Source organism: Thermodesulfatator indicus DSM 15286, from assembly GCF_000217795.1.
Lineage (GTDB): Bacteria > Desulfobacterota > Thermodesulfobacteria > Thermodesulfobacteriales > Thermodesulfatatoraceae > Thermodesulfatator > Thermodesulfatator indicus.
Genome location: NC_015681.1, coordinates 1,404,786 through 1,420,146 on the forward strand (window position 1 = coordinate 1,404,786; position 15,361 = coordinate 1,420,146).

The 15,361-nt window shown below is 46.0% G+C and carries 9 protein-coding genes and 1 CRISPR repeat array; of the genes, 4 read left to right on the plus strand and 5 right to left on the minus strand.

Annotated elements, in window-relative coordinates; all coding sequences use genetic code 11:
• Nucleotides 1-9: 9 nt before the first annotated feature.
• The 4 genes from THEIN_RS06840 to THEIN_RS06855 form a co-directional block, all read right to left on the minus strand.
• Nucleotides 10-1,050 (minus strand): type III-B CRISPR module-associated Cmr3 family protein, encoded by a 1,041-nt coding sequence (locus THEIN_RS06840; protein ID WP_013907954.1) that lies wholly within the window; start codon nucleotides 1,048-1,050, stop codon nucleotides 10-12.
• Nucleotides 1,037-3,847, minus strand: a complete 2,811-nt coding sequence (gene cas10, locus THEIN_RS06845; protein ID WP_013907955.1) for a type III-B CRISPR-associated protein Cas10/Cmr2 — start codon at nucleotides 3,845-3,847, stop codon at nucleotides 1,037-1,039. Before cas10 ends, THEIN_RS06840 begins: the two co-directional genes overlap by 14 nt.
• Complete coding sequence (gene cmr1 / locus THEIN_RS06850) at nucleotides 3,834-4,931, minus strand: type III-B CRISPR module RAMP protein Cmr1 (RefSeq protein WP_013907956.1); 1,098 nt, start codon at nucleotides 4,929-4,931, stop codon at nucleotides 3,834-3,836. Before cmr1 ends, cas10 begins: the two co-directional genes overlap by 14 nt.
• Before the next feature lie 635 nt (nucleotides 4,932-5,566).
• Nucleotides 5,567-9,239: direct repeats of the CRISPR family, unit length 37 nt; unit sequence GTGAGAAAACCTTGCCTGATTAAGAAGGCATTACGAC.
• 428 nt (nucleotides 9,240-9,667) lie between these two features.
• The gene (locus tag THEIN_RS06855) at nucleotides 9,668-10,897 is read right to left on the minus strand and encodes an ATP-binding protein (protein ID WP_013907957.1); all 1,230 of its coding nucleotides are present in this window, start codon (nucleotides 10,895-10,897) and stop codon (nucleotides 9,668-9,670) included.
• 235 nt (nucleotides 10,898-11,132) lie between these two features.
• On the opposite strand from THEIN_RS06855, the gene cas2 (THEIN_RS06860) reads away from it, so the two are divergent.
• The 4 genes from cas2 (THEIN_RS06860) to cas2 (THEIN_RS06875) are packed head-to-tail and all read left to right on the plus strand — an operon-like array spanning nucleotide 11,133 to nucleotide 14,443.
• Nucleotides 11,133-11,420, plus strand: a complete 288-nt coding sequence (cas2, locus tag THEIN_RS06860; protein ID WP_013907958.1) for a CRISPR-associated endonuclease Cas2 — start codon at nucleotides 11,133-11,135, stop codon at nucleotides 11,418-11,420.
• Nucleotides 11,417-13,132: a CRISPR-associated primase-polymerase type A1 gene (locus tag THEIN_RS06865; RefSeq protein WP_013907959.1), complete on the plus strand. Its 1,716-nt coding sequence runs from the start codon at nucleotides 11,417-11,419 to the stop codon at nucleotides 13,130-13,132. The genes cas2 (THEIN_RS06860) and THEIN_RS06865 overlap by 4 nt, the downstream gene beginning before the upstream one ends.
• Nucleotides 13,132-14,148, plus strand: coding sequence for a CRISPR-associated endonuclease Cas1 (gene cas1 / locus THEIN_RS06870; RefSeq protein ID WP_013907960.1), 1,017 nt, complete (start codon nucleotides 13,132-13,134; stop codon nucleotides 14,146-14,148). Before THEIN_RS06865 ends, cas1 begins: the two co-directional genes overlap by 1 nt.
• 4 nt (nucleotides 14,149-14,152) lie before the next feature.
• Complete coding sequence (gene cas2, locus THEIN_RS06875) at nucleotides 14,153-14,443, plus strand: CRISPR-associated endonuclease Cas2 (protein WP_013907961.1); 291 nt, start codon at nucleotides 14,153-14,155, stop codon at nucleotides 14,441-14,443.
• On the opposite strand, the gene cas6 is transcribed toward cas2 (THEIN_RS06875), so the two are convergent.
• Nucleotides 14,392-15,336: a CRISPR system precrRNA processing endoribonuclease RAMP protein Cas6 gene (cas6, locus tag THEIN_RS06880; RefSeq protein WP_013907962.1), complete on the minus strand. Its 945-nt coding sequence runs from the start codon at nucleotides 15,334-15,336 to the stop codon at nucleotides 14,392-14,394. The genes cas2 (THEIN_RS06875) and cas6 overlap by 52 nt on opposite strands.
• Nucleotides 15,337-15,361: the final 25 nt, after the last annotated feature.

Genomic DNA, 15,361 nt, shown 5'->3' on the forward strand with positions numbered 1-15,361 from the left:
TTGTCCTCCTCAAAAAGGTATCAGTTCGCAAAGCCCTGGGTCTTTATCGGCAAAGAATACAGTCCCCACGGGGAAGAAAGTCCGTGCAGGTTTATGGAACCCGGAGTTCAGATCAAAGCCTCCAACCCGCAGGAGTTTTCCTGAAGCATAAGGACCGGCCAGATTACTTGCTGACCGGGCTCTACTGAAAGAAAGCAGAGAAACCGCCAGCCATCGGCCGTTATTTTTCTGCGGAAGCTGAGGTTTATCTTTTATCAGATGATAGCGGACCAGTCGCCCTTCACCTCCAAACTGAAACAGGCCTTTCTCGTTTAAATGTGAAGGGCAAAGAGCTTTATCAAGGCCAACCACAAGAGAAACACCTTTAGCCAGGCGCAGGTGGTGGGTGGCGTAGAGATGGCCAGTCCTAACCATTCTAAGACGGTTATCTCTGGCAATACCCACCCTTTGTTCGGTTTTCAATAAAAGTTCAACCGGCACCGCTAGAGCTTTTTCTTCAGAAATGTCCGTGATAGATTCGGCTACCTCAAGAGAAAATTTTTCCTGGTTTTCCAGGGCTTTCCTGTTTACCCAGAACCCTAGTGAAAGACGCTCCATATCTTGTGGAGGGTTTTCCACCCAGAGTGCTTTATTAAAAGGGAGTTTGACGCTTACAGTTTTTTTATCCGGCCGGGCTTCATAAATGACGAAACGGGTTGGTTCCCATCCAGGTTGAGAATAAAACCAATTGGCTGGGGCGGGAAATAACACTATCCCGTTAGCCTTAAGAAGAGGGCCAGCAATTCTGAAACCGGGACGGGCAGGCGATCCCCAAAAAGGAAGGTTTTCCAGGTCTAAATCCTGCTCTTTTCCGAGTTTTTTTACGACCGCTAGGTCTATGCCCTTTTGCCCTAAAATAGCGGTGCGTAAAGCGCCAATAATTGTATCCGGTGCCGGCGGGAAAATGGGTCTTCCCGCTTCGTGAGTTTCCCCGGCCTCCATAGGCTCTCCGCCGCGGAAAAAAAGCGTGTCAAGTGGTTTTATTTCAAGCCACTGTTCAATTAAACCCATGACGACGCCAGGCCTCTCCTAAAAATCTGGCAATTTCCAGGGCTTCAAAGGCTAAAGTGCCCCTCCGGTCTCCCAGGAGCACGGTGGCTACCCAGGAAGAAATTTCTTCGTAAAGAGATGAGTTTTCTTTTTTCCCTGTCTTTATCTGGGCAAGAATAAAGCGAGCCATTTCGTCAGGATTATCACTTAACACTTCCAGGCCTTCTGCTAGTTCTTTCGGCCTGTAGGCAAAAGAGGAGCTAAGTTTTCGGGAAGCAAAGGCCTTGTTTAGTGCCTCAAAAGCGTCCCAGACTGAAACTTCATTTTCGTTAAAACTAATTTTTTCTTTGAAACCAGCAACGAAAGTGCGCTGTTCGCCCGCGCGGCGCTGCAGTTCAAGGGCCAGAGCCCTCCGGCCGGGATCTTTAGCTATTTCCAGCAAGCTGTGGGCACGCTCAAGGGCTGCGCGAAGAGGCCATTTGTGATGAATAAATAAAAGTCCACCTGAAATGGAAATCTCCTCACCCGGGCCCAGATGAAGAAGCAGAAGGTCTTGCGAAAGCAAATCTTCGGCTTTTGAAACTTCTCCAGTCAGGAATTCATTATCTACTATTTTTCCGTCTCGTTTTACCACCGTTCGCCTCTGTCCATATCTTACAAAAGCCCAGTTATAGGCGTGGGCTATTTCTCGTGCCGCTTTTAGCGCACTGGAGATGGGAAAGACGGCGCAAACATCGTCTCCTCCGGCGTAAATCAAGCGTCCCCGATATCTTGCCACAATAGAGGGCACGGTATAAAGAGCAAAGTCAGATAATGCTTTGGAGATGGCCGCGTGGACGGCCGGGGAAATTAGACGCTTGCAGTTGAGAAAGTCTAGCCAGAAGGTCTTAAAATTTGAGCCAATTTCGCCGTTTTCAAGACGCCTTATAATTTCCGGATGAAGAACATCCCGCCAGCGAGCGGCAAAACCACCGGAAAGGAGCCTCCCCATCCGGTCACCGTCCATAACGAGAATGGCATAATAACGGTCGTAGGTGGTTGGTTCGTCATTTTTTTCTTTACGGCGCTTAAGGAGCTTCAAAACTTTTTTATGTATTTCTTGTTCTTGCTTTGAAATGTCTTTAATTTCGTACTTGTTGTTTGTTTCCTTCTGGTGAAGGATTTCGGCTATATCTTTGTGGGAAAGGCCGAGTTCAGCTATATCTTTTTCAGCGCGCTCAAGCCAATCTTTCAGGGCTATTTCGGTGGTGGAAGGGAAGCTCTCGGCCCTTTGAAAGAAAGAGTAAAGCGGATGGTTTTTATCTACCGCCCGGGAGGCCAAGCGTTTGATAAGCCCTAGAGCTGAAAGACGTTCGGTTTCTTTAAATTCTGACTTAGAGAATTCTTTACGAATTTTTTGCCAGCATGGGTCACGGCTTGGTCTAGGATTGGAGTCTGGCCCTCGGCCTGAATTCAGTTCACAGCTTTTCCCATCATTTTTACATTCCAGACAGGAAAACCTTAAAGCTTCAAAGTCCGTATGGAGATGACACTTAATACCGGGTTCTTCCGGTCTAATTTCCCTCGGAGAGAGTTTTTCCGCGGCAAGACCGCGCCCCGCAAAATCGTAAGAAGCCGGGTAAAAAAACTTTTCGGTGAAGCTCAGATATGGAAAATTTATCTGGCGAGCTTCTTCCAGATAAGTTTCAAGTTTTTGGACGATATTTTTAGGAAGAAAGGGCCTGTTCTGGTTTAAAAGATGTTCGTCAAGTAAAGATACGGCTGTCCAGTGGAATTCCCAGAAGTTAGTCGCCTGACGGTCAAAAATATAGTCAAAACTTTTCAGGCAAGCTTCTGATACCCCACTAAAACATTCCTTCTTGACCAGGTCTTTTACTTTTTTGGCCAGTTCCTTCCAGGATTCTTCTATGTGTTTCTCAATAAGCTCAGCAATTTCTTTTTCCTGGCCTGCCGGGCTAAGAAACAAAAACTTATTGGGAAGGGTGGCTGCTCTGGCTTCAAGGTGATAGCGAGCCGTCCAGTGGCTAAAGCCACAAGTTTTGTCTAGCTTTGCTTCTATTAAGGCCTGGCCTATTGGTGCAGGATAGATAATATGGTCTGAACCGTAGCGAGAGATGACCACCCAGAGACCTTCTGAGGCTAGCCAGGATAGGATCAATGAGGCGGTCCAGTAGTCGCGAAGTTTGCGTGAGCGGGCAATGAAGTCCTGAACAGGAGTAAGGCTAAAGACCATAAGACTTGCTTGTGTGTCGGGCGACTCCCGGTAGCAGGAGTAGAGGGCTGAAGTCAGCGCGCAGTGTTGCCAGATGGAATGGTCCGGCAAACGGGTGTCTGCTGGAAGCCCCCACCAGTGCCAGGCAAGGTTGCCTACATTTGTTTGGGCCAGACGCCACGGGAGCACGTGCCGAAAATAGTGAAAAAGGGCAAAAGAATAATAGTGTTTTGGGAAATTGTTACTGTCCTGTGCTATTAATATCTCAATTTGGCTTAAAATATTTTGAAGATTGAAATTACTAAAAGGGCCCAGGTTAAAAGGGCTGGTTTTACCCGTAGGGTGGGTAATAACGGGATATTCTGGAAATTTTATTTCGCCCCCGCTTTCTCTTTCGGGTAAAAAAGTGCGGTCAAGCCCTGAGGCTACCTGGTCAGCCCTGGAGAGCAAATTTTCATCGGCGGAAACATAGATTTTTTCCCGCAGTTTTTCAGCTCGTTTGACATGACCCCAGATAGAAAGAGCTTTGTCAGGCGGGTCGTGCAGAAAAGCGGCCAGTTTTTCACGCCAGTAGTTTTCGTCTTTGCGAATTTTACAGGCAGTCATTTATGTTTGCCCTCTGCATAGCCTGGTCCAAACGCTGATGAACCTTTTGCCAGATTTTAAATTGTTTATCAGGAGTAAAAAATTCTTTTCGAGCGGCGTTTTTGCGCATCTCCTTGCTTATCCCAAAGGGGAGATGAAGAACAAAACCCTGATAACCGGTTTTCTTTTTACGCACGAACAAACGCAGAGGTGAGGCATGTCTGGCATTTTTTCCCCAATTAGGGGCATCAAAGGCATAATGATTTGTCAATGGAAAACCAAGGAGGTGACGTTCATCAATGTCTTTTGTTCCATCTGGAGATAGAGAGGTTCTTACCGAGATGTAAACCTCGGCTAGTTCTTTCATGACCTCTTCCCAGTTCTTACGTAGATTTTTGGTCTTCCAAACTAAAGCTTTTATAAGGTTTTCTTCTTTTTGGGCTGCTAAAGTAAAAGGATAGTCTTTTTGGAATAGCCCTTTTCCCCATAAAGAATATTTAATTTTGGCCGTAATGGGGGGGTCTATTTTCTCCACCTGAAAGCTTCCCCAGCCGTTGCGAGAGCGAGAGCCTATGGCCCCAAAGGCGCACAGATAAAGGAGAGCGGTTTTGAAATATTCATCTTCCAGAAAAGAGGCCGGCAGAGTGAGCTTGAGGGTAAAGGTTTCTTTGGGGGCGAGGTAGAAGCGCGTGTATTTTGATCCTTTATCCCAGGTAACCGGCCCATAGCCCAGGTAAAGAAGAGGATTTACCGGACGACCAGCTTCAGGATGAAAGACATTTCTAACTCTCGGCAGACGTTGGTCAGTTATGATTTTAGGCTTTCCCTCCAACTCCACGGTGACCAGACTCTTTTGCGCCTTTTCACCCCCGCCGCCAAAAATTTTGGTTTCTTCCGTCAGTAGTTCTACAGGGTCTTTTAAATTTCTCCCCGCGGCCACACGCCACCAGTAGCGCAAAAGCCCTTTAAACGGCGCCGGGCGCAGCGACGCCTTTTGTTCGGCGTCACCTAAAAACATAGGAGTGATGATTCGGCAGTGAAATTTGACGGTAACGAGCTTTTCAAATCTCTGGCGCAAGTTTTCAAGTCTATCCTGCTTATTCATAGTAAATAGCAACCAACTCCACCCTCTGAAACTTTCTAAAGGTCTTATAAATTTTTCATGTTTTTGTCAAGAAATTTTGTTGGGTGTTAGCGTGGCCTCCAATCTTTCTTTCAGTGTTCACTACTAGCCGTATCAGGGGCGAAACAGACTCTTAATTAAAGCTTTTCCTAAAGGGCTTAATAATGAAAAAAATCTTGATAAAAAAGCTAATTTGAGAGAAACTAAAAGTGCTCTTTGAAAATTGAATAGGGTAATAGGTGCTGCAATTAATTGGCCACTAATTATTCTTGCGAGTTTCTTTTTTTGGTCATTGCGAGCGGAGCGAAGCAATCTCCATCTCCCGCGCTACAAAGAGTTTCGCCAGGCCGAGAAGCAAACTTGACCAAAACCCCTGGCCTTTCCGGTCAGGGGTACCCCATTTTCACGCAAATTTATAACTTCCCTATTTATCGTTATTTTTGGAAAGGCTTATTTTGAACCCTGACCGTTTTCGGAATTCGTTGGCTTTCAATGGTTTCAAGTGGTTCTTGAGCAAAATAGTAGAGTTTAAAGGGTGCTGTTTGGAGAATTTTCGCTGACCCTTGACCTGAGCTGTCTTCTAAGTTTCTTAGATAACGCCACTTTTAGAGCCTGCTGTGAGAAAACCTTGCCTGATTAAGAAGGCATTACGACATTATCAGAGTAATATGTATACTGTTTTCTGAAGCCAACTGTGAGAAAACCTTGCCTGATTAAGAAGGCATTACGACACATAAGCCCGCTCTCTTCGACCTCCTCGAGATACTCCTCGTGAGAAAACCTTGCCTGATTAAGAAGGCATTACGACTGCCTCTCCTTCCTCAATCCAGAGTTCGAGGCTTCCGCCATGTGAGAAAACCTTGCCTGATTAAGAAGGCATTACGACAATTTAACTTTTGCCAAATACTCTTTTTTCTTTTCCATCGTGAGAAAACCTTGCCTGATTAAGAAGGCATTACGACCCACTCAATGAGAGCGGATGGCTTGTCGGAGACGACTTTTGTGAGAAAACCTTGCCTGATTAAGAAGGCATTACGACTCAATGAGAGCTGGTAATTTAACAAATAAATTATTTCTTGTGAGAAAACCTTGCCTGATTAAGAAGGCATTACGACCCCTGGCACAGTCGGGACAAACGTTCATATAGTGACCTATTATGTGAGAAAACCTTGCCTGATTAAGAAGGCATTACGACAGTCGTGCCCGATGAACAAAACCACACCTCAATAGAGCCACCAGTGAGAAAACCTTGCCTGATTAAGAAGGCATTACGACCCCGTAGTTACGGGCTGCTATAGCCAGAGTACTCGGGTTTGGTGAGAAAACCTTGCCTGATTAAGAAGGCATTACGACATTACTTCCATTTCTTTACCTCCCTTTTCTTATTTTACTGTGAGAAAACCTTGCCTGATTAAGAAGGCATTACGACGGACTCACAAAGAGAGGTCCTTTGAAAATCCTCGGCCCCGTTGTGAGAAAACCTTGCCTGATTAAGAAGGCATTACGACTCTTAAGAAAGGAAGCTGTTGCTTCTTTTATTTTTTCTCGTGAGAAAACCTTGCCTGATTAAGAAGGCATTACGACTTCTTTTCCATCTCTCTTTACCTCCCTTTTCTTATTTTACTTGTGAGAAAACCTTGCCTGATTAAGAAGGCATTACGACTTTTTCCATAGCGCTGCTCCCCTTTTTTTGCTTAACTTACTAGTGAGAAAACCTTGCCTGATTAAGAAGGCATTACGACTCTATAAAATAAAATTGAAGCTCTGCCTTTCCATTTCGTGAGAAAACCTTGCCTGATTAAGAAGGCATTACGACCCCCGCTCTCCCTTCTTTCCTTGTCCTTACGCTACATTGTAAGGTGAGAAAACCTTGCCTGATTAAGAAGGCATTACGACTTGGAGACACTCGGGGCATGCATAACTAAAAGAAAGGTGTGAGAAAACCTTGCCTGATTAAGAAGGCATTACGACGTTGATTACTATTAATACTATTTTTTTCATTTTTTCCTGTGAGAAAACCTTGCCTGATTAAGAAGGCATTACGACTATAACCATTGTTTTCTAATACCTTATTAATGACACTAGGTGAGAAAACCTTGCCTGATTAAGAAGGCATTACGACAGTCCTGAGGCCTTCGGTAAGAACAAGAAACAAAAAAAGCGTGAGAAAACCTTGCCTGATTAAGAAGGCATTACGACGAGACGACCTTTACGGTCGTCCCGGATACATCAAACCACGTGAGAAAACCTTGCCTGATTAAGAAGGCATTACGACGTCTCACAAAGAGAGGCCCTTTGAAAATCCTCGGCCCTGTGTGAGAAAACCTTGCCTGATTAAGAAGGCATTACGACCAGACAAGCTGGCTCTCAAAATACGCCGTTTGGCGGAGATGTGAGAAAACCTTGCCTGATTAAGAAGGCATTACGACCCTTAGCAGGCCTCCAGGCCTTGTCAGGAAACCTCAGGACCGTGAGAAAACCTTGCCTGATTAAGAAGGCATTACGACTCAACATCAGATAAATAACACTTCACTATGTATTCCCTGTGAGAAAACCTTGCCTGATTAAGAAGGCATTACGACCACACAAGACCATCATTCATTCCAGCCACATAGGTCTGGGTGAGAAAACCTTGCCTGATTAAGAAGGCATTACGACTGGCAATAGGTAAGAGTCCAGTTGCTGTGGCCAGTAAGCTGTGAGAAAACCTTGCCTGATTAAGAAGGCATTACGACAAACCACAACACAACTGTACTGTTCCTTAGCCTCTCAATACGTGAGAAAACCTTGCCTGATTAAGAAGGCATTACGACACTATCAGCCAATTTAACTTTTGCCAAATACTCTTTTTGTGAGAAAACCTTGCCTGATTAAGAAGGCATTACGACAACTGTGTATTCCACATTGTCTTCTAACCTAACTGCTGGTGAGAAAACCTTGCCTGATTAAGAAGGCATTACGACGTAGCATGGTGATTTACTCGAAATATTACTTTGCCCAGCCAGGACGTGAGAAAACCTTGCCTGATTAAGAAGGCATTACGACTATACTCTTCAAACTCGCCATAGAGCTGCTTCAGCTCTATGGTGAGAAAACCTTGCCTGATTAAGAAGGCATTACGACAGGTCATCTTCTATAGAAAAACTGTAAAAAAGTTTAAAACAGTGAGAAAACCTTGCCTGATTAAGAAGGCATTACGACCACTTCTTCTTCCCAAGGACATTCGACTCCTGCAGGCTTCTCGTGAGAAAACCTTGCCTGATTAAGAAGGCATTACGACTGCGTTGCAGGGTGGTAAAAAACGAGCCATTCTGAGCCCTGTGAGAAAACCTTGCCTGATTAAGAAGGCATTACGACAGTTGTCGCAGGTCCATAGGACGGCTGATTCCCAACCGTGGTGAGAAAACCTTGCCTGATTAAGAAGGCATTACGACTCTCTCTTCTCGCTCCTGCAACGTAATGCCGTTAAGGTGTTCGGTGAGAAAACCTTGCCTGATTAAGAAGGCATTACGACTTGGTCCAAGGGAACACGAAATACTTAAGTCTTCCTCAATAACGTGAGAAAACCTTGCCTGATTAAGAAGGCATTACGACTCAATGAGCCAATCTATTATTTCTTGGCGGGAGAGCATCGTGAGAAAACCTTGCCTGATTAAGAAGGCATTACGACTAATTACCCTCAACGACCAGGACTCCGCCGTCCTGGTCAAACGTGAGAAAACCTTGCCTGATTAAGAAGGCATTACGACCCAGTTATGTCCACAACTTCTTTGTCTATCTTGTCTATCAGTGAGAAAACCTTGCCTGATTAAGAAGGCATTACGACCCAAGGCTAGCCCAAGGGCCTTTCTATTCTTCGTATGCATGTGAGAAAACCTTGCCTGATTAAGAAGGCATTACGACCGACTTCGTCTCTCATGGAAAGCTTATGCTTTCCAACAAACCGTGAGAAAACCTTGCCTGATTAAGAAGGCATTACGACAGAGATATTGTCCTGTCCAGCCAGGACGGTGTCGTCCTGGAGTGAGAAAACCTTGCCTGATTAAGAAGGCATTACGACAAAACACCATATTGTTTATTTATAAATAAATTAACTCGTGAGAAAACCTTGCCTGATTAAGAAGGCATTACGACATGCCGACACAACCAAAACAAATTCATCGGTGGCAATCTTGTGAGAAAACCTTGCCTGATTAAGAAGGCATTACGACACCTCCTTTTATTTTTGATTTATTCCCGGAAGTTTCCAGAGGGTGAGAAAACCTTGCCTGATTAAGAAGGCAAAGGGACAGGCCCCCTGGCCTGTCCCTTCCAAATTGACGGGCCGGCAGTATGGTAGATGGCTGATGGAGATAGACTGCTTCGCTTTGCTCGCAGTGACAGAATGGTTGATGCCAGATTGCTGATGGTAAAAGCCTACGCCCCTACTTTGTTCACACTCACAGTTTTTTCAGTTTTTTTACCATCCCCTATTCACTATTCACCGCGAAGCAATGCCTTGCCTGATTAAGAAGGCAAAGGGACAGGCCCCCTGGCCTGTCCCTTCCGAATTGACGGGCCGGCAGTATGGTAGATGGCTGATGGTGAGAGACTGCTTCGCTTCGCTCGCAGTGACAGGATGGTTGCTGGCAGATGGCTGATGGCAGATGGCAGAGACTGCTTGGCTTAGCTCGCATTGCCAGAATGATAGATGGCTGATAGCAGAGGGCTGCAAAAATTCAGATTATATATTTCCAGGGCACCAGCGCTATATTCGGAGCTATTTTGACGAATTCTTTACCCTGATAAACAACCAGGCCAAAAGGGGCTTTTTCCTTAAAGTCTTTTAAAAACTGTTTTAAACCGGCCATTTTTTTAAGGGAAACCGTGGCTGAAGCTTTTATCTCGATAGGGATTAGTTTCTCGCCAATTTCAATTACCAGGTCAACTTCTGCGCCAGCGTGAGTTCGGTAATAAAAAAGACGAGCTTGAGGTTCAAAATAGGCCAGGAGTTTAGCTATTTCTTCCACTAAAAAAGTTTCTACTAAAGCAGGATAACAGGGGTGAGTTGCAAGCTCGTTATCCTTTGTGGCTATGGCCATAAGAGTTAAAGCAAGCCCTGTGTCCCGAAAGAGGAGCTTAGGAGCTTTGGTTAAACGCTTTCCCAGATGGGCAAAATAAGGCGGCAGACGCCTTATTTGAAAGGAAATTTCAAGTAACTGGAGGTAGTTTCTGGTAGTGGAAACAGCAAGCCCTGCATCTCTTGCCAGTTCGGAAACGTTGAGTACTTGGGCTGTTCTCAAAGCAGCAAGCCCCATGAGCCGACGAAAATCTCCCAGAGAGGCAACCTGAGAAAGTTCCCTTAAGTCTCTTTCAAGGTAGGTGGCTATGTAGTTTTCAAACCATAGACGGCGTAAATCATCATCAGGGGCCAAAACTGCGGGCGGAAGACTCCCGCGACAGATTAGAGTTTCCAGCTTTGGCTTAGCGTAAGCCTTTTCCGGAGCACTGGGAAGCGAATTTTCTCTTAAGCACTGTTTTAAAAACTCAGGAGGAGGATAATTTCCGGCTTCGGTGACGGCAAAGCCCGGTAGCTCAAAAATAGCTATTCTTCCGGCCAGGGTTTCTGAAACCTTTTTGAGCAACAAAAAATTGGCTGAACTGGTTAGTAGAAAACGGCCAGGCTCGCGCTGTTCATCAACCAGAGATTTCAAACTCTCAAATATGGCAGGCACTTTCTGGACTTCGTCAAGAGTTAGAGGATCTTCCTGGGCGGAAATAAAGCCGTGTGGGTCGCTTTCAAGTAAGGCTCTCACTTCGGGGGAGTCCAGAGAAAAGTATTTTCTTTTCGGAAATTCGTGTTTGACCAAAGTGGTTTTCCCCGTTTGACGGGCCCCTACAATGGCTACCACAGGAAAGAAACTCAAAGCCCTTTTTATTCGTTCGGTTAGAAGGCGTTTTTTGTACATGGCTTGAAAATTAGCAAAACATGTTGTCAATTTTCAAGCGAAACGTTTGCTTGAAGTAATTTCGTCGTTATCCAAACGGGGCCACTAGGACTGACGAGATTGCTTCTTTCCCCTAGCAGTGACAGGTTTTTTACCATTCACTACTCGCCATTTCCCATTTGCCATTCCCCAAAAAATTCTTGCCTTTTCTCCAAAAATTAGGCTAAAAATTCTAAAAAAGGGATGGGGGTAAGCCTTGAAGGCCACTCACTATCTCGTCTCCTACGACATTGCCGATGACAAGCGCCTGCGCAAGGTGGCCAGAATTATGGAAGACTTTGGCGAGCGGGTGCTTTATAGCGTGTTTGAATGCCATCTAACACCGGTTCAGCTAGAGGCTTTGCGCCGCTCGGTGGAGCCAATACTTGATCCCCTTGAAGACAGTGTACGCTACTACCCCATATGTGAGCGCTGTGAAAAACATATTGAACACCTGGGGCGAGACAAAAAATTCTTGCGTCGTAAGGAGTTTGAAATACTTTGAATCATCTTTTTACGGCTGAAGAATTGCTGGCTCGCGGTGAAGAGGAAAAAGCCAGAAACTTGGTTCTGCGCTATCGTCTGTGGCCAGGCCAGAGGGCTTCTGAATACTTGCGCTGGGGTGCCCTTTGCGAAGACCTGGCTCTTCCCAAACAGGCCATGGAATGCTACCGAAAAGCACTGGAGGTTTCCAGAGACTATCCCCAGGCCATCTGGGCGCTGGCCAAGCTCTGTTATGAACTCGGAGACCTTGACGCCGCCAAGAGATTGACCAGACGTTTCTTACAAAAAGAGCCTGATAATTCCTCTGCCCGCGAACTTCTGGCCAGGATTTATCAGGAACTTGGTGAAGTTGGTTCGTATGCCGTTATAACTCAGGAAAAAGACGAAAAGCCCCATGGCCCGCGTTATTTTCCGCCGTCTTTAGGAAAGAAAGACCTTGAGCCTTTTGATATTTTTCTTGAAGGTCGCAGGGCCCACGGAGAGCTGATTTTGAGCCAGAATACCGGCTCTCCCATGTTTCTTTATCGTGAGGCCGCGCTTAATTTAGACGAACTTAAAGAACACCTTGAAGGCAAACGCTATTTTGCCGTTTATCCCATTGACGAAGATAAACGCACCAGGGTGGCTTTTATCTCTATTCAGATTCCTGAACGGGAACGGGCCCGTCATGCGCGACTAAAAAGCTGGCTTTATCTGAAATCTCAGATAGTTAAGGATATAGCCCTTTCAGCCTACAAAAGAGTTAACCAGGAAAACCTGCCCGCTGCCCTTGAGGCCGTGTCTCCTTATTATTTCAGGCTGTGGTTCTTTTTTGCTGAGCCTATTCATTTTCTCTGGGCCAAAAGGTTTTTGAAGGCTTTGACAAACAAACTACCCTATCCCGAAGAGGGAATTATTTATCGGGATTGGAATCTTACCAGGCCGGTTGGCCTTGGCTGGCGGGAGCAGGCGGTATTTTTGCCTTTAGGGCTTAACCCTGTTAACAGAACACGGGCCATGTTTATGGACGAATACGGAGAACCGCAACCTGAGCAACTCACCTTTTTCAAAAAATTACGCCATTTAACCTTTTCTGAAATAAAAACATTCTGCCGTGGTGGGGAACTGCGCTTTGAAGTGCGCACGGCAAGGTTATTTGATGAATTGCTTTCTCGATTATGTGAAAGCTGTGCCTTAATCAAGGCTTTGGTGCAGAAGGCCCAGGCCGGAAGGCTACTTTCGCGCGAGGAAAAACTGGCCCTTTTCCTCACCATTGGCTTGCTTGACCAGGACGGCCGCTTGCTTCACGAAGTGCTTTATCCGTGCCCTGATTATCGCTTTGCAAAAATAGAACGCCAGCGCCGAGGCCTGCCTAAAAACCCCGTTAGCTGTTACAAACTTAGAGCCTGGTTTCCTGCGCTTGCGGCCTCTTTGCCGTGCCACTGTGTATTTGAAAATGCGCAAGAAAGATACCCCTCTCCTTTGCTTCACGTTTCACCCATTCTGGTGCCACCTGAGGAAGAGACTCTTACCCTTGAGTACAGGACTCCTAAAGAGCTTGCTCGGCGCTACTGCTTTTATCTCAACGAAAAAGAAAGGCTTGAACGCAAAATAGCCAGAGCTGAACGGGAACTTACTGAGTATCTGAGGGCCAGGCCAGGCAAAAAGATAAAACTCTCTGAAAACGCCTTTCTTACTTACGAAGACGGAAAGCTCAAAGTGGAGCAGAACTAATGGCCTTATACATTACCGAGCAAGGTTTAAAAGTCAGGAAGGAGGGCCAGCGCCTTCAATTTTACAAAGAGAAAAACGTTGTTCGTGAGTTTAGGCTTGATGATCTTGACGAAATCTATGTCTTCGGGCGATTGAACTTTTCGGCAGCAGCCCTTCAGGCCCTTCTTAAACACGAAATAAAAGTGCACTTTCTTACCGCTTCAGGTAAATATCTGGGGCGCCTGGCTCCACCTCGCGGCAAAAACGTAGAGCTAAGGCTTGCTCAATTCAGGGCCTTTGATAACGAAAAACGCCGTCTTGAGATAGCAAGAGCCGTTATTGCCGGGAAAATCAGAAACCAGAAAAACTTCTTGCGCCGCCAGAACCGTAAATTGAAAAACGAAAAAATAGGCCAGGCTATCTTAAAATTGCGTCACAAAATTAAAGAGGCCGAAGATGCCCAGAGCCTGGAATCTTTAAGGGGGATAGAAGGTCAGGCCGCCCAGGTCTATTTTGATGTTTTTGGTAAGCTTTTTCAGGTAGAGGGGTTAAAGTTTCCGGGCCGCATTAGAAGGCCGCCGCCTGACCCGATAAATGCTCTGCTTTCTTTAGGCTACACCCTTCTTTTTGCCCAGATATGGAGCGTTGCTGAAAGTACCGGCTTTGACCCTTATCTTGGTTTTTTGCACGTGCCTGAGTACGGCCGTCCTTCATTGGTTTTAGACCTCGCTGAGGAGTGGCGCCCTCTAATAGTGGATTCTCTAGTAGTGAGGCTTTTTAACTGGAAGGCCGTAAAGCCTGAGGACTTTACCGAAGAGCCCTGGGATGATGAGGAAGACTTTACTTCTTTTAAGCTTACGCCTGACGGCCTGCGAAAGTTTCTCGCCAAATTTCGCGAGCGTTTGGACGAAGAGGCCTTGTATGCTCCGCTTAACAAGCGTCTAAGCTATCGCTACATCATGCAACAGCAGGTGTGGCATCTGGCCCGGGTGCTTGATGGCCGAGAAGAAAAATACCAGGCTTTCTCATTAGAATGAGCCCATGGCCAAGAGGCAGTTTTACATAGTTTCTTATGATATATCTGACGAAAAGCGCCTGCGCGAAATACACAAATTCATGAAAGACTTTGGCGAATGGAAACAAAAAAGCGTATTTGAGTGCTGGCTTACACCAGAAGCTTACGAAAACATGAAAGCTGGCCTTAAAAAGCTTTTTAAGCCCCGAGAAGACCGGGTGCGTATTTACCGCCTCTGTAAGACCTGCCGTGAAAGGGCCTTTTCCTACGGCTGGGGCGAACTTCCTGAAGAGTTTGAAGAAGATGTGATTTTATAGTGGCCGAAGCCGAAGCTTGTGTTTTTGCCCACGTGGACGAGCTCGCCTGCTCTTAAAAGTGGAGTAAATGGAGTGAGATTACCTTCAAAAGATACCCGGCCTATCAGGCCCCGCAGGGGCATTTTTTGTTTAGTCCTGGCTGAGTAGCGTGTAATTTCAACGGATTTAAGGTTTTTGGCTGTAGTTTTTATTTGCTTGGCGGCTTCAATCAGGCCTTTGAAGTCAAGGGCAAGCTCTTTTTCGGCATGGAAAAAAGAAAGGGCTGAGAGCCGTCGCAAAAGATTTCTAATAAAGACGTGAAATTCAAACTGCTCGGGCTTTACCAGCTTTCCCTCAAACCGCAAGGTTACCGGTGTTTCAAACAAAAGGCTTAGCTTCTCGGTTTCGTAAGGCAAAAATTCACTCAATAAACTTGGCGGTTTTAGTTTTCCGGCCTGGTAGAGTTCGTCATTTTGGTGGTCTTTTATGGCTTTGAGCCTTAAGGGCACTCTTTCTCGGCCAAGGCCTTTCTCCCCGGCCGCACTTAAAGCCAGCACCAGATGCGGAAAGTATTGTATAGCCCTGCCCACAAGGGTAAGGCCCAAAAAGAAGGGGTTTTCCCTGGGGGTAGGGTAGGGCAGGCTTATGGTAAAAGGATGAGGGAGATACGGATATAGACGCAGGCGCTCAGCTCCCTCTGGCCTTGGCGTTTCAAAGATGTAACCGTAAGCGCAATGTTGATTAAGCGGACACTCCCGACAGGTGCTAAACTTTCTTGCCACGCAAGAGAGCCTTTTTAGCTGGGCGCCTAAGACCCCGCGAAGGGGCGAAAAGAGATAACGAGGAAGACTCTCTGGTTCTTCGGCTTCAAACTCTAGCCACACACGAATAACGGGAAGTTCAAGCGTCTGCATAATGGCATTTTAAACTGAAACGGTT

Bases quoted from the DNA above. Each gene is read 5' to 3' on its own strand.
- THEIN_RS06840 (WP_013907954.1), bottom strand. From the start codon at position 1,050: ATGGGTTTAATTGAACAGTGGCTTGAAATAAAACCACTTGACACGCTT.
- cas10 (WP_013907955.1), bottom strand. From the start codon at position 3,847: ATGACTGCCTGTAAAATTCGCAAAGACGAAAACTACTGGCGTGAAAAA.
- cmr1 (WP_013907956.1), bottom strand. From the start codon at position 4,931: ATGAATAAGCAGGATAGACTTGAAAACTTGCGCCAGAGATTTGAAAAG.
- THEIN_RS06855 (WP_013907957.1), bottom strand. From the start codon at position 10,897: ATGTACAAAAAACGCCTTCTAACCGAACGAATAAAAAGGGCTTTGAGT.
- cas1 (WP_013907960.1), top strand. From the start codon at position 13,132: ATGGCCTTATACATTACCGAGCAAGGTTTAAAAGTCAGGAAGGAGGGC.
- cas2 (WP_013907961.1), top strand. From the start codon at position 14,153: ATGGCCAAGAGGCAGTTTTACATAGTTTCTTATGATATATCTGACGAA.
- cas6 (WP_013907962.1), bottom strand. From the start codon at position 15,336: ATGCAGACGCTTGAACTTCCCGTTATTCGTGTGTGGCTAGAGTTTGAA.